Here is a 22,745-nt window from a genome sequence, read left to right on the forward strand (position 1 = left end):
ATCGGGAAAACAGGACCGGCGCCTCAGGATCCGGCCTGGAGGAGGCGCCGTCCGAGGGCTTCGGCGGCCTCCCGCAGTTCGCGTGATCCGACGATCCGGAAGGGCGCCCGGATCGCCGTGAGCTGCCGGACGTACCAGTCCGGTTCGTCCGTGCTGCCCACCAGGCGCGTGGTGGTCGCGTCGATCGGCTCCGGGCGGCCCAGGCTGCGCGGGATCCACTCGGCAACGGCCTCGGCGGGCGCGTCGACGACGACCTCCACCTCGTGCCGCCACCCCGCCGACAGATGGTCTTCCAGCATCTGCGCCGGATCCAGATCGGCCGGAGGGGCGGCCGGCACGTCGAGCACCTCGACGCCCGCCACCTTGTCCACCCGCAGCACCCGGCGGGCGTTCCTCGTGTGCGACCAGCACAGGAGATACCAGCGACCGCGGCGTACGACGACGGCCCACGGGTCGACCTCCATGACCCGCTCGTCTCCGGGGCGGATGCGATATCCGAGCCGCAGCCGGCGGTGACCCGCGCAGGCCTGGACGAGGACGGCGGTGGTCTCGGGGCTGGGAGTCCTGGCCCCGGGCTCGGGGTGTCTCGTGCTCAGGCTCCGTACGGCCGCGGCCGGACCGGCGACCGCCTCGGGAAGCACCCGCAGGATCTTGCCGAGCGCGCGGCCCACGGGATCGGCCACCGGATCGGCCACCGGATCGGCCGGGTCCGCCAGGTCGTGGTGGCCGTTCAGCACGGCCATCACCAGCCCGAGCGCCTCGGCCTGCGTGAACATCAGGGGAGGCAGCCGGAGCCCCCGGCCGATGCGATAGCCCCCGTAGCGGCCACGCTCGGACTCGACCGGGATGCCCGCCTCACGCAGGATGCCGACGTAGCGCCGGGCGGCCCGTTCGGAGACGCCGAGCCGGCCGGCCAGCCGCTCCGCCGTGATGCCGGGGCTGCTCTGGATCAGTTCGAGGAGCAGGAGCGCCCGCGCGGTCGGGCTCGCGTCGTGCGTCATTCGGCAACCCGTCGCATTCCGGAAGTGGATCGTCCGGAATGCACCGTAGCCTGCCCTGCATGACCGAAAACGTCCTTCATGAGCCGCCGGTCGCCGGCGACGAGATCGACACCTTGCTGGGCGCGCTGGACCGCCAGCGCCGCATTTTCGCGTGGAAGTGCGGCGGGGTCGACGCGGCCGGCCTGCGGGCGACCGTCGCCGCGTCGTCCATGACCCTGGGAGGGCTGCTCAAGCACCTGGCCCTGGTGGAGGACGACATGTTCTCCCAGAAGCTGTTCGGGCGACCGCCGGCGCCGCCGTGGGACACCGTGGACTTCGACGCCGACCCCGACTGGGAGTGGCGCACGGCCGCCGACGACACTCCCGAGCAGTTGACAACGTTGTGGCAGGACGCGGTGGCCCGCTCCCGGGCCGACGTACGGCAGGCGCTGGCCGAGGGCGGCCTCGGGCGGCTCGCGGCGTACACCGGCTCACGTGGCGAGTCACCCAGCCTCCGCCGCCTGCTGATCGACATGATCGAGGAATACGCCCGCCACGCCGGGCACGCCGACCTCATCCGCGAGTCCGTCGACGGCCTGGTCGGAGAGGACCGGCCGGCGGGATGAGGCAGGACATCCCCGAGCCGATTCCCGCCGATGAGCTCGTCGTCGTCCCCGCCGACCGGGCGTCGTGGGATGACCTTCAGGCGGTCTTCGGCACGACCGACTGCCATTGCCAGCGCTACAAAATCTTCACCTACCAGTGGCGCTCGGTCTCCGACGCCGAGCGTGCCGCGCGTCTGCGTGAGCAGACCGGCTGCGGAACCCCCGGAGCCCGGTCGACCAGCGGCCTTGTGGCCTATCTGGACGGTGAGCCGGTCGGGTGGTGCGCGGTCGAGCCCCGGACGGCCTACCCCCAGCTGGCCCGCACCCGCGTCCCCTGGAAGGGGCGGCAGGAGGACGAGACCGATGACAGCGTCTGGGCCGTGACCTGCTTCGTCACCCGCAAGGGCTTCCGCCGGCGTGGGGTGACGTACGCGCTCGCACGCGCCACGATCGACTTCGCGCGTGAGCGGGGAGCCCGGGCCCTGGAGGCCTACCCGATGATCACCCGGCCGGGCGTCGAGATCACCTGGGGCGAGCTTCACGTCGGCAGCCGCGACGTCTTCCTCGACGCGGGGTTCACCGAGGTGAGCAGGCCGACCCTCAGGCGAGCCGTCGTACGGATCGACTTCTGACCGTCGCGCCGGGGTCCGGCGCGGTCAGTCGGAGATCGTGATGCGGAGGCGGCGGAAGCCGCGGCCCTTGCTCTCGATCTTGGCGACCTTGATCCTGCCGATCTGCTTGGTCGAGGCGACGTGCGTGCCCCCGTCGGCCTGGGTGTCCAGGCCCACGATGTCGACGATCCGCACCTCGGGGATCTCCTCCGGCACGAGGTTCGTCGCGGTGCGGATGATGTCGGGGATCGCGAAGGCCTCCGCGCGGGGCAGCACCCGTACGTCGATCCGGCGGTCGGCGGCGATCTCGGCGTTGCACGCGTCCTCGATCGCCTCCTTGAAGCCGGGCGGCACCTCGGGAAGGTTGAAGTCCATCCGCGCGGTCATCGGCTCCATGTTCCCCCCGGTGACCAGGGCCCCGTAGTCGCGGAACACGACACCGCACAGCACGTGCAGGCCCGAGTGGGTGCGCATGAGCGCGGAGCGGCGCTCGTCGGCGACCGCCGCCCGCACGACCGTGCCGGCAGGCGGGATCGGGTCGTCCGCGGCCGGGACGAGATGAAGGTCGTCTCCCTTGCGCACGCCCTCGATGCGGGTCTCGACGCCCTGCCACAGCAACACGCCGTGGTCCGGCGGCTGGCCTCCGCCGCCCGGGTAGAAGGCCGATCGGTCCAGGACGATCCCGTCCGGCGTGGCCTCCAGCACGACGGCCTCGAAGGACCGCAGGCCCTGGTCGGCCAGCTCCAGCCGCCTCGTCCGCCCGTGAAGATCGAAGGTCACCTCACCGAGTCTAGTGGGGTGTCCACGAGCCTCGGCAGGGGCGCGGACGATCCGGATCGGCGAAAACGCCTTGACGGAGTGAGCGCTCACTTCGTACGGTCGGGGCATGATGAAATCCACGCCGAACGACCCTGACGCAGTCCCCTCCCCGCAGCCGACCCGGCGCCGGGCCCCGAGCATGAGCCCCGAAGAACGCCGCGCAATGATCGTGCACGTGACCCTGCCGCTGGTGGCCGAGTACGGCGCCGCGGTCAAGACCAGCCAGATCGCCGCGGCCGCCGGGATCGGCGAAGCCACGATCTTCCGGGTGTTCAAGGACAAGGACGAGCTTCTCGAAGCGTGCATCGCCGAGGCGCTGCGGCCGGACAACGTGGTCGAGGCCATCCGCGCCATCCCGTTGGATATCCCGCTGCACGAAAGGCTGCACGAGGCCGCCGCCGCGATGGAGGCGCACATGGACAGGATGGGCCGCGTGCTCGGCGCGATGCACGCCTCCGGCTTCCGCAGCGGCCCCCGCAACCGCGGCGAGACGACCGCGCAACCCCAGCAGGGCGAGGCCGCCGCGCAGCCCCAGCGGAGCGAGGCGGCCACGCAACCCCGGCAGGGTGAGACGGCCGCGCAACCCCACCGGGGCGAGGCGTCCGCGCAGCCGCGCGGGCGGAGCAGCCGCGTCGCCAGCATCGCCGCGACCAGAGCGGCGCTGGCCGAGCTGTTCGCCCCCGAGCAGCCCGCGTTGCGCCTACCCGCGGACCAGCTCGCGGGCGTCCTGCTGGACGTGCTGTTCGCCCACTCCCGCCGGCCCGACGCCGACAGCGAACCGATCTGCCTGGCCTCGCTGATCGAGCTGTTCCTGCACGGCGCGTTCGACCACACCAAACTGCCGGCCGAGTTTCCGGGCGGTGCTTAGTGGACCACGGTGGGGGCGGTATCGAATCGGCGATGCGCCGCCTGCCACTCGGGTTGGACGACCCGACCAGCGTCGCCGACAGCGGGCTGACGGGCCCCATCGACATTCCGGACCCCAAACCGCGAAAACAGCCCAGGGACCTGAGGTCACGGTGGCGACGGATTCGGCAGACCTCCGCCGGCACCGTACGCGGCCTGCCACGCGTGGTCGGGCTGACGTGGCAGGCCAGTCCCGTGCTGACCGTGGTGATCGGCGTGGTCACCGTCGTCAGCGGCCTGCTGCCCACCGCCGCGGCGTACATGACGAAGCTGCTGATGGACGCGGTGGTCGAGGGCATTCAGGTGCACGCCCAGCACCGTCCGGACGTCGTCATGCTGACGGTGCCGCTGTTCCCCGGCATCGCCATGACGTCGTTCGCCAAGATCAGCGCAGTGGCCGCGCTGCAGTTCCTCCTCTTCACGCTGACCACGGTCATCACGTCGCTGACGAACATCGCCCAGCAACTGCTGCAGGAGAAGATGGTGCTCACCATCCGGCACAAGGTGATGGACCACGCCGGCAACCTGCATCTCGCCTTCTTCGAAGGCTCCCAGTCCTACGATCTGCTGCGGCAGGCCGACCAGGAGGCGCCCAGCCGCCCGCTGTCGATGATGAACTCCGCGTTCGGCCTGGTGAGGACCGTGATCACGTTTTGCACGATGATCGCCATGCTGATCGCGATCAGCCCCCTGCTCGCGGTCGTGGCGCTCGTTACCCCGATCCCGGCGTTCGTCTCGCAAACCCGCTACTCCGCCCGGAGCTTCGCGTTCAGCTTCCTCGGCTCCCCGATCCGCCGCCGGATGGAATACCTGGCGGGGCTCGTCACCACCGACACGTACGCCAAGGAGATCAAGCACTTCGGGCTCGGCGGCTATCTCGTCGACCGGTTCCGCCGGCTCGGCCAGGTCTACTACGAACGGCAGCGCAGGCTGATCGGCACCCGCAACATGGCCGCCGCCGCCTGGAGCATGCTGACGACCCTCACCAGCTCGGCGATCTACCTCTACATCGCGCTGCAGGCCGTCTCCGGCAGGCTCACCCTGGGTGACCTCGCGCTGTACACCGGCGCCGCGACCGCCGTGCAGAGTTCCGTCCAGGGCCTGTTCCTGGGGTTCAGCGGCATGTACGAGAACAACCTGTTCCTGGACCTGCTGTACCGCTTTCTCGGCACCCGCCCGGCGATCCGCAGGCCGGATCAGCCCCGCCCGATGCCGGCGGACGTACGCGGTCACGTGCGGTTCGAGGAGGTCTCGTTCGGCTACTCCGGATCCGACGTCAAGGCACTCGACCGGGTCAGCTTCGAGATCCGTCCGGGCGAGACCGTCGCGGTGGTCGGCCGCAACGGCGCGGGCAAGTCCACCCTGATCAAGCTGCTGTGCCGGTTGTACGACCCGACAGAGGGCCGGATCCTGCTGGACGACGTCGACATCAGGGAGTACGACCCGGAGGAGTACCGCGCCAGGATCAGCGCGATGTTCCAGGACTTCGTGACCTATCAGGCCACCGCGAGCGAGAACATCGGCCTCGGCGACCTGCCGCAGCTCGACGACAGGGAGGCGATCGTGAGCTCGGCCGAGCGGGCCGGGATAGCCGAGCGCATCGAGCGGCTGCCCAGGGGCTTCGACAGCCCGCTCGGCCGGTGGTTCGACCAGGGCGTCAGCCTGTCCGGCGGTGAATGGCAGAAGATCGCACTGGCCCGGGCGTTCATGCGCGAGTCCGCGATCCTCGTGCTCGACGAGCCGACCTCCGCGCTCGACGCGCAGGCCGAGCATGACCTGTTCACCCGGCTGCGCGCCCTGGCCGCGGGGCAGACCACGCTCTACATCTCGCACCGTTTCTCCACCGTCCGCCAGTCCGATCGGATCATGTTCCTGGAGGACGGCCGGCTCGTGGAGGACGGCACCCACACCGAACTGATGCGGCTCGAAGGCAGATACGCCGAACTGTTCACCCTGCAGGCGTCGGCGTACCTCGACGACCTCCTATGATCACATCTCTCCGATGACCGAAATGTTTCGGACGCGCTGTCCGTCACTTTGAGGCAGCAAGGACGGCGGATCACGCGCCCCCGCCCCTGACACCGCGACTCCCGCGAACTTACGAGCGGTTTTGACCCCTTGACGTACCACAGGCGCGTTCCTATGGTCTGCATTACTTTCGTAATCTCACAGAAACTTTCGGACGTCATCGCCGCCTGAAGATGGAGTCATCGTGGTCAACCGAAGCCGGCGCCCACGCAGGCCACGTCTTCTCGCGGTTCCACTGGCCGCGATAGGTCTGCTGCTGGGCATGGCGCGTCCGGCCCTGGCGGACGACCCGCCCCCCTCGGTCGTCGACTCGACCCGCGGCGGCGGGCTGTCGATCGGCCTCACCTTCGACGACGGCCCGAACCCGCCCGACACGCTGCGCCTGCTCGACGTGCTGCGCGAACACCACGTGAAGGCGGTCTTCTGCCTCTGGGGCGACCATGTGCGGCAGCACCCGGAGGTCGTCCGGCGGATCGCCGCCGACGGGCACACCCTGTGCAATCACGGCATGCGCCACGACGACATGGCGGCCCGGATGGCGCCTGTCGCTGCCCGCCCGCCGAGGCTGACCTGATCGCACCACCCATCACCCCCCGTTTCCCCCCAACCCGAGGAGTTCCCTTGCGTCGTCCCAAACTGGCCATCGGCCTGGTGAGCGTGGCACTGCTGAGCGGGGTGGCCCTCGCCGGCTCGGCCTCGGCCGAACCCGGCCCCGCCCCCGCGCCGCCCGGGGCCCCGCACCCCGTCCCCGCACCGCCCCCGGCCCCGCCCGCCGCGGACTCGCTGCGCGCCCTCGGCGACCGGGTCGGGCTGCGTATCGGCACCGCGGTGAACACGGACGAACTCGGCAGCAACGCCGACTACACCCGGATCACGGCCGAGCAGTTCTCCAGCGTCACTCCCGAGAACGTGATGAAGTGGCAGCTGGTGGAGCCCACCCGCGGCACGTACGACTGGGCTGCCGCCGACCGGCTGGTCGCCTTCGCGAAGAAGAACAAGCAGCTGGTCCGCGGCCACACACTGGTGTGGCACAGCCAGCTGCCCACCTGGCTCTCCTCCGACGGCACCACCACCACCCTGTCGAACGACGAGCTGAAGGCCCTGCTCAAGAAGCACGTCCAGGACCAGGCGAAGCACTTCAAGGGCGACATCTGGCAGTGGGACGTCGTCAACGAGGCGTTCGACGACGACGGGCAGCCGCGCCAGACCGTCTGGTACAAGGCGTGGGGCGGCCTCGGCTACATCGCCGACGCCTTCCGCTGGGCGCACGAGGCCGACCCCAAGGCCCTGCTGTTCTACAACGACTACAACCTCGAGTTCACCGGGCCGAAGAGCAACGCCGTCTACGACTTCGTCAAGACCCTGAAGGCCCAGCGCGTGCCCATCGACGGCGTCGGCTTCCAGGGCCACCTGGACACCCAGTACGGCTTCCCGGACCTGCAGAACAACCTGCAGCGCTTCGCGGATCTCGGCCTGAAGGTGGCCGAGACCGAGGTGGACGTCCGCACGTTCACCGAGGCCGCGCCGAACGTGAACACCCCGACCAGCCCGCTGGCCTCCTACGCGCAGGAGAGCTACTGGTCCCGCGCCCTGAAGGCCTGCCTGGCGGTGCGCGAGTGCATCTCGTTCACCCCGTGGGGCTTCGGCGACACCTATTCCTGGATCCCCGGCTGGTTCAACAACCCGCAGGAGGGCGCCGCCCTGCTGTATGACGCGGACCTGAAGCCCAAGTCGCAGTACTACGTGATCCAGCAGGACCTCGCCCTGGCCGCGGGCGCGCCGCACCGGTCCGGCCCGGGCGCGGGTCGCCACTGACCGTAACGACAGGCGCGGGGCCGCACTCCACGGGGCGGCCCCGTTCGCCGCACTCGGCCACGTGACGCGTGGCGGCGTCGTCTCCACGGAGGTGTGCCGCCACGCGTGACGCCTGCCGGGAGACCGGCCGCGCGGAGACGCCCGTCTTATCGGGCGGGTTCCTCGCTCTCGGCCACGCCGCCGGCTCGGGCCGGGAGGAGCACGGCGGTGACGACCACCGCCAGCGACAGCACCGCGCCGATGATGAAGGCCAGCCGCATGCCGTCGAGGTTGGCGAGCGCCTCTGCGACTCCCGCGGATTTCAGCGCATCGGCTCGCGCGCTCATCACCGTGATCACAAGCGCGGTGCCGAAGGCCGCGGCGACCTGCTGCAGAGTGCTCAGGATCGAGCTGCCGTGGGAGTAGAGCTTCGAGGGAACCGCTCCGAGCCCGAGGGTGAACACCGGGGTGAAGGTCGCCGCCAGACTCACCATCAACAGCGCGTGCAGACCCAGGAGCTGCCAGTACGGCATGGTCATGGTGACCTGTGTGAAGCCGGCGAGCGCGAGCGCGATTCCGATCGCGCCGGGAATGACCAGCACCCTGCCGCCGAACCGGTCGAACAGGCGGCCCACGGCCGGACCGAGCAGCCCCATCGCGAGGCCACCCGGCATCACGAGGAGTCCGGTCTCCAGAGGGCTGAGCTCGCGGACGTTCTGCAGGTACAGCGGCAGCAGAATCATCGAGCCGAGCATCGCCATGAAGGCGACCGACGTCAGGACCAGGGCGACCGTATAGGTGCGGTGACGCAGGGCTCGCAGGTCCATCAGCGGCACGCCGCGCTTCTGCAACGACAGCTGGCGGACGACGAAGACCACGATGGCGGCCAGGCCCACTGCCACGATCGCGGCGGCCACGCGGACGTCACCGCCCTCGAACCGGCTGAGCCCGTAGACCAGGCCGCCGAAGCCGGCGGCGGCCGTCACCACGCTCAACCAGTCGATCGCGCTGACCTGGGTCTCTCCGACGTTCTCGAGCTGCTTCAGGCCACGCCATGTGATCACCGCGGCGATCGGGAGCACCACGGCGAACAGCAGCCGCCAGGATCCGAACTGGAGGATCAGGCCCGAGACCGTCGGCCCCATCGCGGGCGCGACCGAGATGGCCAGGCTGACGTTGCCCATCACCCGGCCCCGCTCCGACTCCGGCACCACCTGCATCAACGTGGTCATCAGCAGCGGCATCATCACGGCCGTCCCGGACGCCTGGATGATGCGGGCGCCCAGCAGCACCTCGAACGACGGCGCGACGGCGGCCAACGCCGTGCCGAGCAGGAACAGACCCATCGCCGTGGCGTACGCGTGACGGGTGGGCACCCTCTGCAGGAACCACCCGGTGGCCGGGATGACGGCGGCCATCGTCAGCATGAAGGCGGTCGAGAGCCACTGCGCGGTCTGCTCGGTGATGTGCAGAGCGGTCATCAGCCGAGGGATCGCGTTGATCATGATCGTCTCGTTGAGGATGACCACGAACGTGGCGAGCACCAGCAGCCGGATCACGGCCGGGGTGCGCCTTGGAGCGGCGGTCGCGGGCTCGGCGGGCGAATCAAGCTGTGCGATGGACACGGCACCTCGATCAGGGGTCGGCGGGAAACGACATGGTCGCGGCTGGCGTCCCAGCCCGGGGTCCCACAAGAGTTCGTGGTTGAGGCAAGCCTGACAGGCGCCACCGACATTTAGCCTCGATCGTGGAGCCGCCGGCGCATCTGGCCGCCCCGCCGACAGCGTTCGGGCGACGGTGCGACGATGCGAGGCTGGTAGCATCCCGGCCATGGAGCTGATTGAGGTGGACAGGGCCTAGCCACCGAACTGCCGGTGGCTTTCACTCGTGTGGGCATCGTCCGCACCGGTGATCGATCGTTTTCAACGCACGCGCATGAGTCCGCCCTCTCCGGGCGTTGACACCGCCGCGTGAATCTCGCCGGCACGTTCGCATCGCACCGACCTCGGTCCAGGTGCATGTCTGCGAACGCGCGACCACGACCTGCCGGGTACGCGACCTCCTCCTGCCCGGCGTCCGGGCAGCGGCTCCATCGCCGCAGGAGCGTGACTCCGTGCCCGTTCCGGTCGAACCCGCCGCCGCATCGGCACACGGCCCCATGGTCGGTTGTCCTGCCGGTTTTCACCGGCTCCCGCAACCCGTTCACAAAGGCGTTGCCATGCACCACCGCACCTCGCGTTCCCGCACCCGTCACCGCCGCACGCACTGGAAGACCAGCGCTCCGGCCCCACCACCTGCACGAATCCCGGCTGTATGGATACCGCCTGTACGAATCCCGCGTACATGAATCCCGCGTACATGAATCCCGCCTGCATGAACCCCGCCTGCATGAACCCCGCCTGCATGAGCCAAGGCGTGCACGCAACCAGGCGGCGCCGATTCGGCGCGGGCACCGGCGCGGGTCTCGACGCGGGCACCGGCGCCGCCTGCGGCCACGTGCACGCGGGGTGTCTCGCCACGCCCTCCCCGGGGGCCGCCCCCGACGACACAGAACTGATTCCCGTCCGGCCTGCCGACGGTTGACGGGACAGAGAAGGAGAAACCCCGCAATGTCGACGAAATCTGTCATCACCCTCCGTGACCTGACGTTCGAGTGGCCGGACGGCACCGTCGCGCTCGCCGGTGTCAACGGCACCTTCGGCACCGGTCGGACCGGGCTGATCGGCCGCAACGGCGCAGGCAAGTCCACCTTGCTCCGGCTCATCGCCGGTGACCTGCAGCCGACCGCCGGGCAGGTCGTCGCCGTGGGTGAGGTCGGTTACCTGCCGCAGACGCTCACGCTGCGGCAGGACACCACCGTCGCCGAGCTGCTCGGCATCCACGGGATCCTCGCCGCGATGAAGGCGATCGAGTCCGGCGACGTCGACCAACGCCACTTCGATGCGATCGGTGACGATTGGGACATCGAGTCCCGTGCCGACGAAGCCCTGCACCAGATCGGATTCTCCGCCGCGGATCTCGACCGTCGCGTCGCCGAGGTCTCCGGTGGAGAAGGCATGCTCATCGCGATCACCGGGCTGCGCATCCGCCGCACCCCGATCACACTGCTGGACGAGCCGACGAACAACCTCGACCGCACCACCCGCGCCAGGCTGGCCGAGTTCGTCGACCAGTGGCCCGGGACGCTCGTCGTCGTGAGTCACGACCTCGAACTGCTGGAGCACATGGACAACACCACGGAGCTGTACGGCGGCACCCTGGACACCTTCGGCGGCCCGTACAGCGCATGGAAGGAGCACCAGGAGCAGGAGCAGGCGGCCGCGGTGCAGGCCGCTCGTTCAGCCCAGCAGACGCTCAAGGTCGAAAAGCGGCAACGGATCGAGGCAGAGACGAAGCTGGCACGTCGCGAACGGACGGGGAAGAAGACCCAGAAGGACGGCGGCATCCCGAAGATCCTCGCCGGCAACCGCGCCAGCAAGGCCCAGGCGTCGGCGGGATCACTCCGGTCCACGCTCGACGACAAGGTCGAAGCCGCGCAGGCCGCGGTCGACGCCGCGGACGCACGCGTCCGCGATGAGGAGCACATCCATCTCGTGCTGCCCGATCCGGACGTCCCGCGCGGACGACGACTGGCGGAGCTGGAGGACGAGGGCCGGACCATCGTGATCCAGGGCCCAGAACGGGTGGCGCTCATCGGCGCGAACGGTGCCGGGAAGTCCACGTTGATCGAGCAGCTCGTTCGGCGTGCCGAGCCGACTCCCGGGCGACCGCACGGCCGCCTTGTGACCGAACTCGTCGGCTTCCTTCCGCAACGCCTTGACGGGCTCGACGAAGACGCCGGCGCGATGGAGAACGTGCGGGCCGTCGCCCCGGGCGCGCCGGCCGGCACGATCCGCAACCAGCTCGCCCGGCTGTTGCTCCGTGGCGACACCGCGGACCGCCCCGTCCGCACGCTATCCGGCGGGGAGCGCTTCCGGGTCTCGCTCGCGCGGCTTCTGCTGGCCGAGCCGCCCGCCCAGTTGCTGATCCTGGACGAGCCGACGAACAACCTCGACATCGCCAGCGTCGGGCAACTCGCCGAAGCCCTCGACGCGTACCGCGGCGCGCTCCTCGTCGTCAGCCACGATCTCGCGTTCCTCGAACGGATCGGCGTCGGCACCGTCATCGAGCTCGATGGGGACGGACGGATGCACCAGCGCCGCGACCTGGGCATCTGACAGCGTGGGATCGCCCCTGGCCACGACGAGCGAGCGAACGAGCGGCCGTGTATCGCCACGTCGTGGTCAGTCCGGCCGGCATCGATAACGCATCAAGCGGCGCAACTGCTCGCACGGTGGCTAAAGCACATATGCCCGCCAATTTTCTTGCGCCGTCGGGGAACGGCAGGCGGGGGTCAGGGCGCCAGCGTGGCGAGGTCGACGACGACGTAGACGTAGACGGCATACGGGTTGTCCACCCACGCCGTCAGGCCGAAGGACGGACCAATCCGGACTCGTAGGCCAGCACGACCGCCTGCACTCGGTCTCGCACCTGCAGCTTGGCGAAGACATGCGCCAGGTGGGTCTTCACCGTGGTCTCCGCCAGGCACAATCGGGCCCCGATCTCGGCGTTCGTCGCTCCGGTCGCCAACTCGCGGAGTACCTCGATCTCGCGACCGGTGAGACCGCGGAGCTGCTCGGGAACACCTCCGGACGGCGGCGGGCTCCGCACGAAGGATTCGATCAGACGCTGAGTGATTCGCGGGGAGAGCATCGCGTCCCCGGACATCGCGTTGCGCACAGCCGTGGCCAGGTCTTCCGGGGAGATGTCCTTGAGCAGGAACCCGGTGGCACCGACGCGCAACGCGGCGTATACGTACTCGTCCGCGTCGAAAGTGGTGAGCACGACGATACGGGGAGGCGATGCGGAGGCCATCAGTTCCTCGGTGGCCGAGAGCCCGTCCTGCCGGGGCATCCGGATGTCCATCAGCACCAGGTCGGGCCGCAGCGTTCGGGCCATGTGGACGGCCTCGGTCCCGTCCCCAGCCTCGCCCACAACGTCGATGTCCGGCTGCTTCTCCAGGATGGAGCGGAAACCGGCACGCACCAGCACTTGATCGTCGACGACCAGCACCCGGATCAATGCGTACGCTCCCCGGATGGGAAGGCGGCGTGCACGACGAATCCTGATCCGCGTGGTTCGGCCAGCAGCCGCCCGCCGTACATCGCGACCCGCTCCTTCTTCCGATCAGCCCGTGACCGCCTCCGAGTCTGGATCCCCGGCCGTCACCGTGGCGCGGCCCCTCGTCGGATACCTCGACCTCCAGGTGCGGGGCGGCGGTGATGCGCACGTGCACTCGGGTACGGCCGGCGTGCCGCAGCGCGTTGGTCAGAGCCTCCTGCACGATCCGGTAGACCGCCAGCTCCCGCCCGGGATCGGCGTCGACGTGCTCGGGGAGGTGCAGCTCCACCGTCAGGCCGGCCTTACGCATCGACGCGACGAGTTCCGGCAGGTCCGCCAGACCGGGTGAAGGTTGTCCCGACAGGGGGAGGTCGTCGCTCAGCCGCAGCAGGTTGAGCGTGCGGCGCAACTCGCCGATGACCTGTCGCCCGGTGGCCTCCACCGCGAGAAGCGACTCGCGGGCCGCCGTCGCCGACTCGTCGAGCTCCATCCGCGCCGCGCCCGTCTGCACCACCATGACGGTCACGCCGTGCGCGAGCACATCGTGCATCTCACGCGCGATCCGGGTCCGCTCCTCCAGGAGGACGTGACGGCTGTGCGCGTCGCGCTGCTCGGCAAGCTGGCGCAGTGCTTCCTTGAGGTCCTGACGCTGATGGAGGAGCCGGTTGATCACGTACCCCGCGATGAAGGTCGCCCACAGGACCACCAGGGGGAAGGCGATGTCTTGCCACGAACGACCGAAGGTCTGCATGTGGATCGGATACAGCGTGAAGGCGGCCACCGGGAGCGGCAGTACCAGCAGCGTCCGTCGCATGTCGCTCCAGCGTGCCGCGGAGTACATCGCGATCGCCATCGGCAGGACCATGCCCCAGAAGGTGGAGGTGTGGGGAACGCACAGGCTCGTGAGGATGTCCGCCCCGAACACGACGACCGCGACAGGGACGGGCCAGACCCGGCGTACGGCCAGGGGGATCGTCCTCAGCAGGGAGACGACCACGTTGAGCCATATCGGCCCACCGAAGTAGCCGTCGTTGTTCGGTATGACGAGCTGTGCGATCGCCACGGCCGCGGCGACCACTGCGAGGAAGAGGTCGAAGGCCCACTGGCGCCGCGACAACCGACTGTGCATGAGCGAACTTTAATGCGGGCGGACCGGCCGCAGATCATGCCCCTGATGGCGGTGGCCTCCTCCGTTTGGAGTAGGCGAAAGGTCCGTCACGGCGGACGCACCGGCGGCCGGCGGCGACCTAGCGTGGCCGCACTGTTCGCCGATCACCGGAGGAAACTCATGAAACTCCTCAAGCCCCTCCCCCCGTTCCGGCCCGGCGAGGGCGCGGGTCAGGCGCCGTCGCTCCGGGTCACCGCGCTGGCGCTGGTCGGATCGTGGCTGTGCGTCGCGGTCGCGGAGTCGGTTTTCGGGGACCTGGACGAAACCACCTCGATCGCGGCCATCGCCGAGGGCGGCGGCCGGCTCACAGCCGGCGGTTTGATCGCGCTCGGCGCCGCGGCCCTGCTCGGGCTCGCCCTCGCCGGTCTGGGGCCCATCATGCGAGGCAGCGTCGCGGGACGGATCGGGTGGGCCCTGCTGGTGCCCGCGGTCCCGTGCTCCGGCGCATTTGCGATGTTCCACCTGATTCTGGTCGAGACCGGGGCCTCCGGTCTGAACCAGACGGCAATGGAGCAATTCGTCGTGGAGCGCTTCCAGGGCCCAGGCCTGTGGGCCGTGCCGGTGACCTACTACGTGTTCTTGGGGTTCCTCTCCCTGCTGCTGGTGCTGATCGCGCTGGTGCGCCGTGGCGTCACCTCGCCCTTGGCGCCCGTTCTGTTCGCGGCCGGCATCGTCGGAGACAACGTCGTCACCGGCGGCGTCGGCGAGATCGCGAGCGTCTGCCTGATGACCGTGGGCGCCGCTGTGGCGTCGTACGGCCTCTGGCGGGTCAGCCGCCAGGAGCCCGCACGGGCCCTGGCCCCCGAGCCCACCGGTTCTGGGATGACAGCGGCGTGATGCACAGGAGGCGGAACCGTCTGGGGACGGCGGCCGGCATGACGCGTCCGGCCAGGCTGACCGTGCCCGAGCGACTGACGATCCGATGCGGGGCCGGAGGGGCCGGCCCCGCAGCCGACCCACGCTGGTGTACGCCGACCGGGGCTACGACCACGACAAGTACCGCCGCATGGTCTGGGCCAAGGGAGTCAAACCGGTCATCGCCCGCCGGGGCACCCCGCACGGCTCCGGCCTCGGCGTGCATCGGTGGGTAAACGAGCAGCCCACGCGCTGCTGCACTGGTTCCGGCGCCTGCGCATCCGCTGGTAAATCCGCGACCACATCCACGAGGCCTTCATGACCCTCGCCGCCGCCGTCATCTGCTGGCGACGCCTCACCCGCTGATCATTCTGTTAGGACTTCTAAGCGAGAATCTTGATGATGTACGGCAGGAGCGCAGTCGCCATTCCCAGGAGCAAGCCGGCGACGGTCGACTCCTTCACGGTGGTGGCAGGAGTAGTGGTGAGCACCTGAAGCCAGGCGAGGAGACTGGGATCAGATCGATCCCCGTCTCTCACTCGCTCGACGGTGTCAGGCAACAAAGCATTGATTTCCTCAAGCGATCTGCGACGCCGCTCCGCGACCACCGCACTCAGCCGCCACTGCGGAATGACCGCAATGAGCGATGTGGCCGTCGCGGCCGTCAGGAACAAGGCAATCTTGACGATGAGCAGCAGAGTCGAGTCCGGACCGTTATAAGCCCAGGCGAGCAAAGGAAAAAGACAGAGAGCCACGCCAACGGAGGAGCCGTAGAACCCCATCCGATAACAGCGCGAAAGCAGCTCCATGCCTGGGGTGTGAGCCGGAGCGTACCAGTGAAGGATCAGATGCCCCGGCCGTGTCAGAACGATCGACAACGTGGTCCCCACGACTATCCAATAGACTCCGCCCCCGATGAAAAAAGCGGCGACCAGGACTGCCAGATAGGATGCCTGGTCGACATACAAGCGCTGAGACATTCCAGGCACGGAGGCGGCTACCCGTATAGCCACCACACTCACGGCGGAGAAGAGCATCGAAAACGAGAGCTGCGGGCCGGTTGCGGTGGTGATGTTCGCCCAACGGTCATACGCGCCACGCCCAGCAACGCTCAGCATCTTCTCCAGCTGCGGGGTCAGCTGATAGAAGATTTTGACTCCCCACCAAGAGAAAGCCGTAACCACCAGGACCAGCAGGGAGAAGTAAATCAACCATCCATAGTACGCGACCGCCGATTGTTGTGGGGGCGGCGACCTCCAACCGAGAACAATCGCCAACACGACAGGGGCCGACGCCACGACCAGTGGGGCCGCCACCCATCGGCGCCTCCATCGAAGCCTCCCCGCTACGGCATTGACGCCGAAGCAGCGGAGTCCGAGAACATGACCTATGTCATGAGCGTAGCGATACTGTAGTGATGGATAATTGCGGTGAGGGCGCACCCAGAGATCGCGCCTCCTGGAGAGGAAGTCCCTTCTCCCGATCCCTCGCTTTCCCAGCAGGCTCCTTAGGGTGGCGCCCGCCTCAGTCCGAGAGTCCGCCCACATTCTCCCGGCCGCCGCCCTCGGCTTCTCCAAATGCTTCAGCAGCCGAGATAAGACCTCACTCCTGAGGCGTTGAGCGTCGCGTGTTCGATCCGCGACAGATCGCCACCATCTGAAGGCCCAGGACCTAGGACGCGGCATTCGCCGATCCTGCTGTCAGCAGTCCAAGCGCAAGCCGTACCGGACTGTGGCGCATGGCCCTTGCCAACGTGGTGTCACCCTGCGTGATTCTCCGGAACTCCCGCCATCCCCACGGCGTGCGGCTGAGCAGTGTGTGCATGGTCCGCGGGTGGCGTTCGAAGGCGGCGAGGAACCGCACGCCGGCGTGCATCTCCAGCGCGAGGCCGGATCCTATCCGGCCCCGATAATCCGCCTGCATAAGTGATGGCTCTCCGGCCGCTCTGCTCGCCTCCGCCGCAAGCCTGCCCGCGATTCCGCCCGACCGGATCGCGAAGGAGATTCCTTCGCGGGTCCACGGCTCCAGCAGCCCGGCGGCGTCCCCGCAGAGGAGAACCCTTCCCCGGCCCACAGGAGATTGAGGAGAACGACAGCGAGTGAGATGTCCCGACTCATGAAGGACCTTGACGTCGGACAACCCGTGCTGACGGAGAAAGGCGGCGAGATAATCACGCGTCTGCTGGGGCGTCCCCTTGCGAGCGATCACTCCGACGGTCAGTCGCCGGCCTTTCGGGAATACCCATGCGTACGATCCGGGTATCGGGCCCCAGTCGAGATGGATGCGGCCGGTCCATGCGTGCGCGATGTCCGACGCGTCAAGCTCGACTTCCAGGCCCAGGTCTACCTGACTGAGCTCCACTCCCACGTATCGCGCCATCCGGCTGGCGCTTCCGTCTGCACCGATGACATAACGGGCCCTGACCGGACCACGGTCGGTATTGAGCACAACATGGTCGCCGTCCTCCGTCACCGACAATACGGTGGTGGGCAGCTGCGCAACAGCTCCCTCTTGGGTTGCCCTCGCCAGTAGAGCCTGATCGAACTCCGATCGATCCACCAGCGACAAAATACGTGAAGGCGACATCTTATGGTGCACGTTACGACCGATATGACTGAATGTCGTAGTGAAGATCTCCTGCCGGACGGGCACATCGAGGTCTGGTGGCAAGGAACGCAGCGTGACGCCTATAAGCCCGCCTCCACACGTTTTATAACGCGGAAACTGTGAGCGATCAAGGATTAACGTGCGCGCGCCGGCCTGAGCTGCCGCCAAGGCCGCGCTGCTTCCTGCCGGTCCCGCACCCACAACGACGACATCGTGTATCTCCGCCAGATTTCTGCCCCTTGTCATAACGCCATGCTATCCATCGCAAAGGGCCGACCTCCTTCGGTCGTGCTGGGGAGCCCGAGTCGGACACCAAAGAGGGGGAGCCCCCGAGGGTGTGCGGGCAGACAGGCGTAAACCCGCGTGCTTTTTCCCCCGGTGAAAGCAGGGCGGCCAGTCGCCGTGGCCCTCCGGCCGAGTTCCAGCCGATGCCCACGGCCGTACGGGCGGCTCGGCCGAACAGCGCCAACCCGCGATGGCGTTGTGCCGGGAATGTACGACTCCTATACGCGGCGCCCCTAATCTGCGAGAAGACCGGCAGGTCAGGATGCCCACGTCACAGGCGTGGTCCTCCCGGTCCCGCGACCCCGGGTCCCCGATCGAAAAGGGCTGGCCGCATGCCGTTCCCCGTCACCGCGCTACCGGCGCCCGCACCGGCGTTCGCGTTCGCCGACGCGACCAGCGAGGCGGAAGGCCGCGCGGAATGAGGGACGCGCTCGGTCTCGCCTGGAAAGCCGGCCGGTGCCGCCTGGTCCTGTTCGCCGCGCTCACCGTTCTCGCCGCCGCGGTCCCACTCGCCGTCGCCTGGCTGACGAAGGTGACGCTGGACGTGATCGCGCACGGCGACGCCACGATCGCCCTGGTGGTCACGCTGGGGGCCGCCCTGGCGGTGTGCGGAGCGGGCGCCGCGGCGGTTCCCGCGATCACGCACTACCTGCGCGAGGAGACCGGGCGGCGGGTGAGCCGGATCGCCCAGGACCGCCTGTTCCTGGCCACGGAACGCTTCGTCGGGCTGGCCCGGTTCGAGGATCCCGCCTTCCTCGACCGGCTGCAGCTGGCCCAGCGGCACGGCGGGGCCACTCCCGCCCTGCTCGTCGCCGCTCTCCTGGGGATCGCCAGGAGCGCCCTGGTCGGGGTGGGTTTCGTGGCCTCGCTCGCCGCGATCAGCCCGTGGATGGCCGTCCTCGTGCTCGGCTCCGCCGCCCCCATGTTGCTGGCCGAGCTGTGGCTGTCCCGGCGGCGGGCGACCATGCTGTGGGACATAGGCCCGCATGAGCGGCGGGAGATCTTCTTCCGTGACCTCCTCGTCAACGTGCGGGCCGCCAAGGAGATCCGGCTGTTCGGCATCGCCGGCCACCTGCGCCGGCTCATGATGGACCAGCGCCGGGCAGCGGACGCGGAACGCAGTCGTACGGACCGGCGCGAGCTGGCCGTGCAGACCTGCACGGGCCTCGCGGGCGCGCTGGCGGCCGGGGCCGGGCTGCTGTGGGCGCTGGTGGGCACCCTGGACGGCGGCCGCACGATCGGCGACGTCTCGATGTTCGTCGCCGCCGTCGCGGGGGTGCAGGGCTCGCTCACCGGACTGGTCACCGAGGTGGCCCAGGCGCATCAGCACCTCCGGCTGTTCTCCCACCACATCGCGGTGACGTCCGGCCATCCCGACATCCCGGTCGCGGCGAGTCCGCGGCCCGTCCCCGTGCTGAGGCGGGGCATCGAGTTCCGGGACGTGTGGTTCCGTTACTCCCCCGAACAGGACTGGGCGCTGCGCGGAATCAGCTTCGACATCCCGTACGGCGGAGCCCTCGGCCTCGTGGGCAGGAACGGGGCGGGCAAGAGCACAGTGGTGAAACTGCTGTGCCGGATGTACGACCCGGAGCGCGGCACGATCTTCTGGGACGGGGTCGACCTGCGCGACATGGCGCCGGACGAGCTGAGGCGCCGCGTCGGCGTGGTCTTCCAGGACTACATGGAATACGACCTGACCGTGGCGGACAACATCGGATTGAGCGATCTCGCCGTGCTGGGCGATCGAGACCGGATCGTCGCGGCGGCGCGTGCGGCGGGCGCCGACTCCTTCGCCGAGAAGCTCCCCCGCGCCTACGACACCCTGTTGTCGCGCATTTTCCTCGACGGGGACGACGGCGAGCACGGTGTCCACCTGTCCGGCGGGCAGTGGCAGCGGCTGGCCCTCGCCCGGGCGTACCTGCGCGGCGAACGCGACCTGCTCATCCTGGACGAACCCAGCTCCGGACTGGACGCCGAGGCGGAACACGAGATCCACACCGGCCTGCGCGCGCACCGGGCCGGACGCACCAGCGTGCTGATCTCCCACCGGCTCAGCGCGGTGCGGGACGCGGACCTGCTCGTCGTCCTCGACCGGGGACAGGTGGTGGAGAGGGGGACGCACGAGGCGCTCATGGACGCCGGCGGCGTCTACGCGCGGCTGTTCACCCTCCAGGCGCGGGGCTACCAGTTCTCCGAGCCGGGGCATCGGGACCGGCCATCAGCTACGCCGGATATGCCCTTTACTTGAAATACGTTCTGTCGGAGTTTATATTTTCCACAATCGCCCGAAAGTTTCCGGGGGCTTACGGGGTCTTCATGGGGCTTGAGTTCCGGTTATTGGGTCCACTCGAAATACTCAATGGGGCACAACCGATTTCGCTGACCGCTCACAAGCCCCGGGCGCTGCTCGTGATGCTGCTGCTGAACTCAGGAAAGCTGGTGCTGTGGCACCGGCTGCTGGAAGAACTGTGGGACGGCGCCCAGCCCGCTTCGGCGATGTCCAACCTGCGGACGTACGCGACCGAACTGCGCCGGGTCGTCTTCGACGGCGGGCCGCAGCTCGTCTCGGACCCCGACGGCCTCCGGCTGCAGGTCGACAGGGAACAGATCGATGTCGACGTCTTCGCCGACCTGTGCGCCCGGGCCAGGAACGACCAGATGAACGGCGACCTGCCGGCCGCCTCCTCGGCGTACGAGCGCGCGCTCCACATGTGGCGCGGGCCCGCGCTGACCGGGCTGCGCCGCGGGCCGATCCTCACCGCCACCGCGACCGCGCTGGACGAACGCCGCATCGGAGTGCTGGAGGACTGGTTCGACGTCCGGCTCGACCTGACCGCGACCGACCGGTGCAGCGGGTCCGCCCTCATCGCCGACCTGCGCGGGCACCTCGCCGAGCACCAGGTGCGCGAGCGCCCGCACCGGCAGCTCATGGTCACGCTGTACCGGCTCGGCGACGTCGCCGGGGCGCTCCGGGCGTGCGCCGGCGCCCGTGAGGTGCTCCGGCGCTCGCTGGGCCTCGATCCGGACGACCGCGTCGAGTGGCTCCAGGCCGCCATCCTCCGGCGCGACCCCGACCTGCTCCGCCCGGGCGTCCAGAACAGGACAGGCGACCCGCTCCGGCTTTGAGCCCCGGGCGGTCAGCGCGCGGTGTCGTCGACGATCCGGCCGTCCCGGATGCGGATGATCCGATCGCAGTGCGCGGCCACCCCGTCGTCGTGAGTGGCGACCAGCAGGGTCAGCCCCTGCTCGGCGACCAGGCGATCGACGAGCTCCATCATCTCCCGGCCGGTGGCCGAGTCGAGGTTGCCCGTGGGCTCGTCGGCCAGGATCAGCCGAGGGTCGCCGATCAGCGCGCGCGCGACCGCGACCCGCTGCTGCTGCCCGCCGGACAGCTGCGACGGCACGGCCTGTGCCCGGTCCAGCAGGCCCACGGCGGCGAGCAGCTGCCGGGCCCGTTCCGTACGGTCGAATTCCACCCGGCGGGGCAGCACCGGCGCGAGGACGTTGTCCAGGACGGTGAGCGCGGGCAGCAGGTGGAACCGCTGGAAGACGAAACCGACGCTGCGGCGGTAGACCGACAGCTCACGGCGGCCGAGCGCGGTCACCTCCCGGTCCCCGACCGTGATCGTGCCGCCGTCCACCCGCTCCATGCCGCCGATCAGGTGGAGCAGGGTGGACTTGCCGGAGCCCGAAGCGCCCACCACGGCGACCCGCTGCCCCGCCGGCACGTGCAGCGACACGTCGTCGGCGGCGACGATCCGGTTGTCTCCCTGACCGAACCGCTTGGTCAGGCCCCTGATCGTCACCTCGACACCGCGCCGGGTGCCGGTCGTGCGCGCCTCCATCGTCACCTCTCCGCCCTCGCCGCGGGCTCCGGGAGCCGGTCCACTCCCGTGTCCACGGCCGCGACCCGCCCGTCCGGGTCCAGCACGCACATCGCCGGGAAGCCCCGTACGCCGAAGGCCCGCTGCACCGGGCCCTGATCCGGCTCGACCAGCACCCGCGCGACCGGCTCGAACAGCGCGACCAGCTCGCCCACATCGTCCCGCGATCCGACCACGACCACCAGCGCCCGGTCGCGGCCCAGGGACCGCGCGCGTTCCGCGAAGGGGGACGCCTGCGCGAGGCACGGAGCACAGGTCGGCGTGAAGAACCCGAGCATGATGCCGCCGGTCAGGGAGTCCCTGCCCAGGTGCTCACCACCGGTCGTCGTGACCTCGCCGAAGTCCTCCGGCGCCGACCCCGGTGCGTTCATGACCTCCTCCGGATTCGACGGCAGGACGGCCCGCAGGGTCGCGAGTTCACGGTCCTGCCGGGCCAGGCGCCGGACGACGCCGAACGTGAACACCAGGTTGAGCACCGCCACGAGTCCCACGAGCACGAGGGCCACGACCACGTATCCCACAACGCACCTCCACACATTCACTGGCCGAACAGGTCGGCGACGTCGTCGAAACGGATGACCAGGGCCGCCGCGAGCAGCGCGACCCCGGCCGCCAGCAGGACGCCGGGGCCGTCGATCCCGGCGCCGCCCGGCAGCACCGCCGCGGCAAGGCCCAGCGCGGCCACACCGAGCAGGGCGAGATTGCGCACCACGTGCCGCGTGCCGAGGTCCGCCTCGCCACCCCCGAAGCACCGGCACCGTACGGCGAGGCCCCGGCGGAGCACCACGACCACCCCCGCCGTGAGCACGGCGACCAATCCGGCCGCCAGCCCGAACCCCACCGGCGGGGCCACGACGACCAGCGGAGGGACCAGCGCCTCGGCGGCGCACAGGGCCGCGGCCGGCCAGGTGCCGCCTCCGGTCAGCGGCTCGATCGACCGGCCGAACCGCCGGAACGCCTCACGGGAGGCCAGCTTGCTCACCGCCGACCAGCCGAAGACCACGGCGAGCAGGATCTGGCAGGCGAGTTCCACATGTCTCATC

At 69.4% G+C, this 22,745-nt stretch carries 20 protein-coding genes and 2 pseudogenes; 12 read left to right on the forward strand and 10 right to left on the reverse strand.

From position 1 onward, the window contains the following. Positions 1-23: 23 nt before the first annotated feature. The gene (locus ACGFIB_RS07785) at positions 24-1,001 is read right to left on the reverse strand and encodes a helix-turn-helix transcriptional regulator (RefSeq protein ID WP_393369413.1); all 978 of its coding nucleotides are present in this window, start codon (positions 999-1,001) and stop codon (positions 24-26) included. Positions 1,002-1,060: 59 nt separating this feature from the next. Between ACGFIB_RS07785 and ACGFIB_RS07790 the strand changes: the two genes are divergently transcribed. Together ACGFIB_RS07790 and ACGFIB_RS07795 are read left to right on the forward strand one after the other, a co-directional pair. Then, positions 1,061-1,606, forward strand: coding sequence for a DinB family protein (locus ACGFIB_RS07790; RefSeq protein WP_393369416.1), 546 nt, complete (start codon positions 1,061-1,063; stop codon positions 1,604-1,606). Beyond that, complete coding sequence (locus ACGFIB_RS07795; protein ID WP_393369419.1) at positions 1,603-2,217, forward strand: GNAT family N-acetyltransferase; 615 nt, start codon at positions 1,603-1,605, stop codon at positions 2,215-2,217. The genes ACGFIB_RS07790 and ACGFIB_RS07795 overlap by 4 nt, the downstream gene beginning before the upstream one ends. Before the next feature lie 24 nt (positions 2,218-2,241). Here ACGFIB_RS07795 and ACGFIB_RS07800 read toward each other — a convergent pair whose 3' ends face one another. Beyond that, a complete protein-coding gene (locus ACGFIB_RS07800; protein ID WP_208762049.1) occupies positions 2,242-2,976 on the reverse strand; it encodes an alanyl-tRNA editing protein in 735 nt (244 codons plus the stop codon). 202 nt (positions 2,977-3,178) lie between these two features. On the opposite strand from ACGFIB_RS07800, the gene ACGFIB_RS07805 reads away from it, so the two are divergent. From ACGFIB_RS07805 to ACGFIB_RS07820, 4 genes are all read left to right on the forward strand, one after another. Next, on the forward strand, positions 3,179-3,883 hold the full coding sequence (locus ACGFIB_RS07805; RefSeq protein ID WP_393369423.1) for a TetR family transcriptional regulator: 705 nt from the start codon (positions 3,179-3,181) through the stop codon (positions 3,881-3,883). A gap of 32 nt (positions 3,884-3,915) precedes the next feature. After that, the gene (locus ACGFIB_RS07810; protein WP_393369426.1) at positions 3,916-5,910 is read left to right on the forward strand and encodes an ABC transporter ATP-binding protein; all 1,995 of its coding nucleotides are present in this window, start codon (positions 3,916-3,918) and stop codon (positions 5,908-5,910) included. Between the two features lie 223 nt (positions 5,911-6,133). Next, positions 6,134-6,523, forward strand: coding sequence for a polysaccharide deacetylase family protein (locus ACGFIB_RS07815; RefSeq protein ID WP_393369429.1), 390 nt, complete (start codon positions 6,134-6,136; stop codon positions 6,521-6,523). A gap of 47 nt (positions 6,524-6,570) precedes the next feature. Continuing rightward, the gene (locus ACGFIB_RS07820; RefSeq protein WP_357241293.1) at positions 6,571-7,764 is read left to right on the forward strand and encodes an endo-1,4-beta-xylanase; all 1,194 of its coding nucleotides are present in this window, start codon (positions 6,571-6,573) and stop codon (positions 7,762-7,764) included. 146 nt (positions 7,765-7,910) lie between these two features. On the opposite strand, the gene ACGFIB_RS07825 is transcribed toward ACGFIB_RS07820, so the two are convergent. Beyond that, a complete protein-coding gene (locus ACGFIB_RS07825) occupies positions 7,911-9,368 on the reverse strand; it encodes an MDR family MFS transporter (RefSeq protein ID WP_357241290.1) in 1,458 nt (485 codons plus the stop codon). A 790-nt stretch (positions 9,369-10,158) separates the two neighbouring features. Between ACGFIB_RS07825 and ACGFIB_RS07830 the strand changes: the two genes are divergently transcribed. After that, positions 10,159-10,326 carry a hypothetical protein gene (locus ACGFIB_RS07830; protein ID WP_393369434.1) on the forward strand — a complete coding sequence of 56 codons (168 nt, stop codon included), beginning with the start codon at positions 10,159-10,161 and terminating at the stop codon, positions 10,324-10,326. 26 nt (positions 10,327-10,352) lie between these two features. Continuing rightward, positions 10,353-11,960, forward strand: coding sequence for an ABC-F family ATP-binding cassette domain-containing protein (locus ACGFIB_RS07835; RefSeq protein ID WP_142567904.1), 1,608 nt, complete (start codon positions 10,353-10,355; stop codon positions 11,958-11,960). Between the two features lie 247 nt (positions 11,961-12,207). On the opposite strand, the gene ACGFIB_RS07840 is transcribed toward ACGFIB_RS07835, so the two are convergent. Together ACGFIB_RS07840 and ACGFIB_RS07845 are read right to left on the reverse strand one after the other, a co-directional pair. Then, positions 12,208-12,855, reverse strand: a complete 648-nt coding sequence (locus ACGFIB_RS07840; RefSeq protein WP_357242071.1) for a response regulator transcription factor — start codon at positions 12,853-12,855, stop codon at positions 12,208-12,210. A gap of 223 nt (positions 12,856-13,078) precedes the next feature. Then, positions 13,079-14,032, reverse strand: a pseudogene (locus ACGFIB_RS07845) (sensor histidine kinase); the annotation flags it as partial. A gap of 159 nt (positions 14,033-14,191) precedes the next feature. Here ACGFIB_RS07845 and ACGFIB_RS07855 point away from each other — a divergent pair. Both ACGFIB_RS07855 and ACGFIB_RS07860 read left to right on the forward strand, forming a co-directional pair. Beyond that, the gene (locus tag ACGFIB_RS07855) at positions 14,192-14,908 is read left to right on the forward strand and encodes a hypothetical protein (RefSeq protein WP_393369440.1); all 717 of its coding nucleotides are present in this window, start codon (positions 14,192-14,194) and stop codon (positions 14,906-14,908) included. A gap of 82 nt (positions 14,909-14,990) precedes the next feature. Further along, positions 14,991-15,292, forward strand: a pseudogene (locus ACGFIB_RS07860) (IS5/IS1182 family transposase); the annotation flags it as partial. 17 nt (positions 15,293-15,309) lie between these two features. On the opposite strand, the gene ACGFIB_RS07865 reads toward ACGFIB_RS07860, so the two are convergent. Beyond that, positions 15,310-16,137 (reverse strand): hypothetical protein, encoded by an 828-nt coding sequence (locus ACGFIB_RS07865; RefSeq protein ID WP_393369443.1) that lies wholly within the window; start codon positions 16,135-16,137, stop codon positions 15,310-15,312. A 460-nt stretch (positions 16,138-16,597) separates the two neighbouring features. Further along, on the reverse strand, positions 16,598-17,779 hold the full coding sequence (locus ACGFIB_RS07870; protein ID WP_393369446.1) for a geranylgeranyl reductase family protein: 1,182 nt from the start codon (positions 17,777-17,779) through the stop codon (positions 16,598-16,600). A gap of 457 nt (positions 17,780-18,236) precedes the next feature. Between ACGFIB_RS07870 and ACGFIB_RS07875 the strand changes: the two genes are divergently transcribed. Both ACGFIB_RS07875 and ACGFIB_RS07880 read left to right on the forward strand, forming a co-directional pair. After that, the gene (locus ACGFIB_RS07875) at positions 18,237-20,066 is read left to right on the forward strand and encodes an ABC transporter ATP-binding protein (RefSeq protein WP_393369449.1); all 1,830 of its coding nucleotides are present in this window, start codon (positions 18,237-18,239) and stop codon (positions 20,064-20,066) included. Positions 20,067-20,230: 164 nt separating this feature from the next. Beyond that, positions 20,231-20,944 carry an AfsR/SARP family transcriptional regulator gene (locus tag ACGFIB_RS07880; RefSeq protein WP_223853790.1) on the forward strand — a complete coding sequence of 238 codons (714 nt, stop codon included), beginning with the start codon at positions 20,231-20,233 and terminating at the stop codon, positions 20,942-20,944. A gap of 11 nt (positions 20,945-20,955) precedes the next feature. Here ACGFIB_RS07880 and ACGFIB_RS07885 read toward each other — a convergent pair whose 3' ends face one another. The 3 genes from ACGFIB_RS07885 to ACGFIB_RS07895 are packed head-to-tail and all read right to left on the reverse strand — an operon-like array spanning position 20,956 to position 22,744. After that, on the reverse strand, positions 20,956-21,663 hold the full coding sequence (locus ACGFIB_RS07885; protein WP_357241266.1) for an ABC transporter ATP-binding protein: 708 nt from the start codon (positions 21,661-21,663) through the stop codon (positions 20,956-20,958). Positions 21,664-21,665: 2 nt separating this feature from the next. Continuing rightward, positions 21,666-22,223 (reverse strand): TlpA family protein disulfide reductase, encoded by a 558-nt coding sequence (locus ACGFIB_RS07890; protein WP_142567913.1) that lies wholly within the window; start codon positions 22,221-22,223, stop codon positions 21,666-21,668. A 17-nt stretch (positions 22,224-22,240) separates the two neighbouring features. After that, positions 22,241-22,744 (reverse strand): MauE/DoxX family redox-associated membrane protein, encoded by a 504-nt coding sequence (locus tag ACGFIB_RS07895; protein WP_393369454.1) that lies wholly within the window; start codon positions 22,742-22,744, stop codon positions 22,241-22,243. Between the last annotated feature and the right edge of the window lies 1 nt (position 22,745).

The sequence above is a fragment of the Microbispora bryophytorum genome (genome assembly GCF_043197435.1).
Classification (GTDB): domain Bacteria; phylum Actinomycetota; class Actinomycetes; order Streptosporangiales; family Streptosporangiaceae; genus Microbispora; species Microbispora bryophytorum.

Coding starts and splice junctions, on each gene's coding strand:
- ACGFIB_RS07880 (WP_223853790.1), top strand. CDS start 20,231: ATGCTGCTGCTGAACTCAGGAAAGCTGGTGCTGTGGCACCGGCTGCTG.
- ACGFIB_RS07855 (WP_393369440.1), top strand. CDS start 14,192: ATGAAACTCCTCAAGCCCCTCCCCCCGTTCCGGCCCGGCGAGGGCGCG.
- ACGFIB_RS07870 (WP_393369446.1), bottom strand. CDS start 17,779: ATGACAAGGGGCAGAAATCTGGCGGAGATACACGATGTCGTCGTTGTG.
- ACGFIB_RS07795 (WP_393369419.1), top strand. CDS start 1,603: ATGAGGCAGGACATCCCCGAGCCGATTCCCGCCGATGAGCTCGTCGTC.
- ACGFIB_RS07835 (WP_142567904.1), top strand. CDS start 10,353: ATGTCGACGAAATCTGTCATCACCCTCCGTGACCTGACGTTCGAGTGG.
- ACGFIB_RS07805 (WP_393369423.1), top strand. CDS start 3,179: ATGATCGTGCACGTGACCCTGCCGCTGGTGGCCGAGTACGGCGCCGCG.
- ACGFIB_RS07785 (WP_393369413.1), bottom strand. CDS start 1,001: ATGACGCACGACGCGAGCCCGACCGCGCGGGCGCTCCTGCTCCTCGAA.
- ACGFIB_RS07895 (WP_393369454.1), bottom strand. CDS start 22,744: ATGAGACATGTGGAACTCGCCTGCCAGATCCTGCTCGCCGTGGTCTTC.
- ACGFIB_RS07885 (WP_357241266.1), bottom strand. CDS start 21,663: ATGGAGGCGCGCACGACCGGCACCCGGCGCGGTGTCGAGGTGACGATC.
- ACGFIB_RS07790 (WP_393369416.1), top strand. CDS start 1,061: ATGACCGAAAACGTCCTTCATGAGCCGCCGGTCGCCGGCGACGAGATC.
- ACGFIB_RS07810 (WP_393369426.1), top strand. CDS start 3,916: ATGCGCCGCCTGCCACTCGGGTTGGACGACCCGACCAGCGTCGCCGAC.
- ACGFIB_RS07875 (WP_393369449.1), top strand. CDS start 18,237: ATGAGGGACGCGCTCGGTCTCGCCTGGAAAGCCGGCCGGTGCCGCCTG.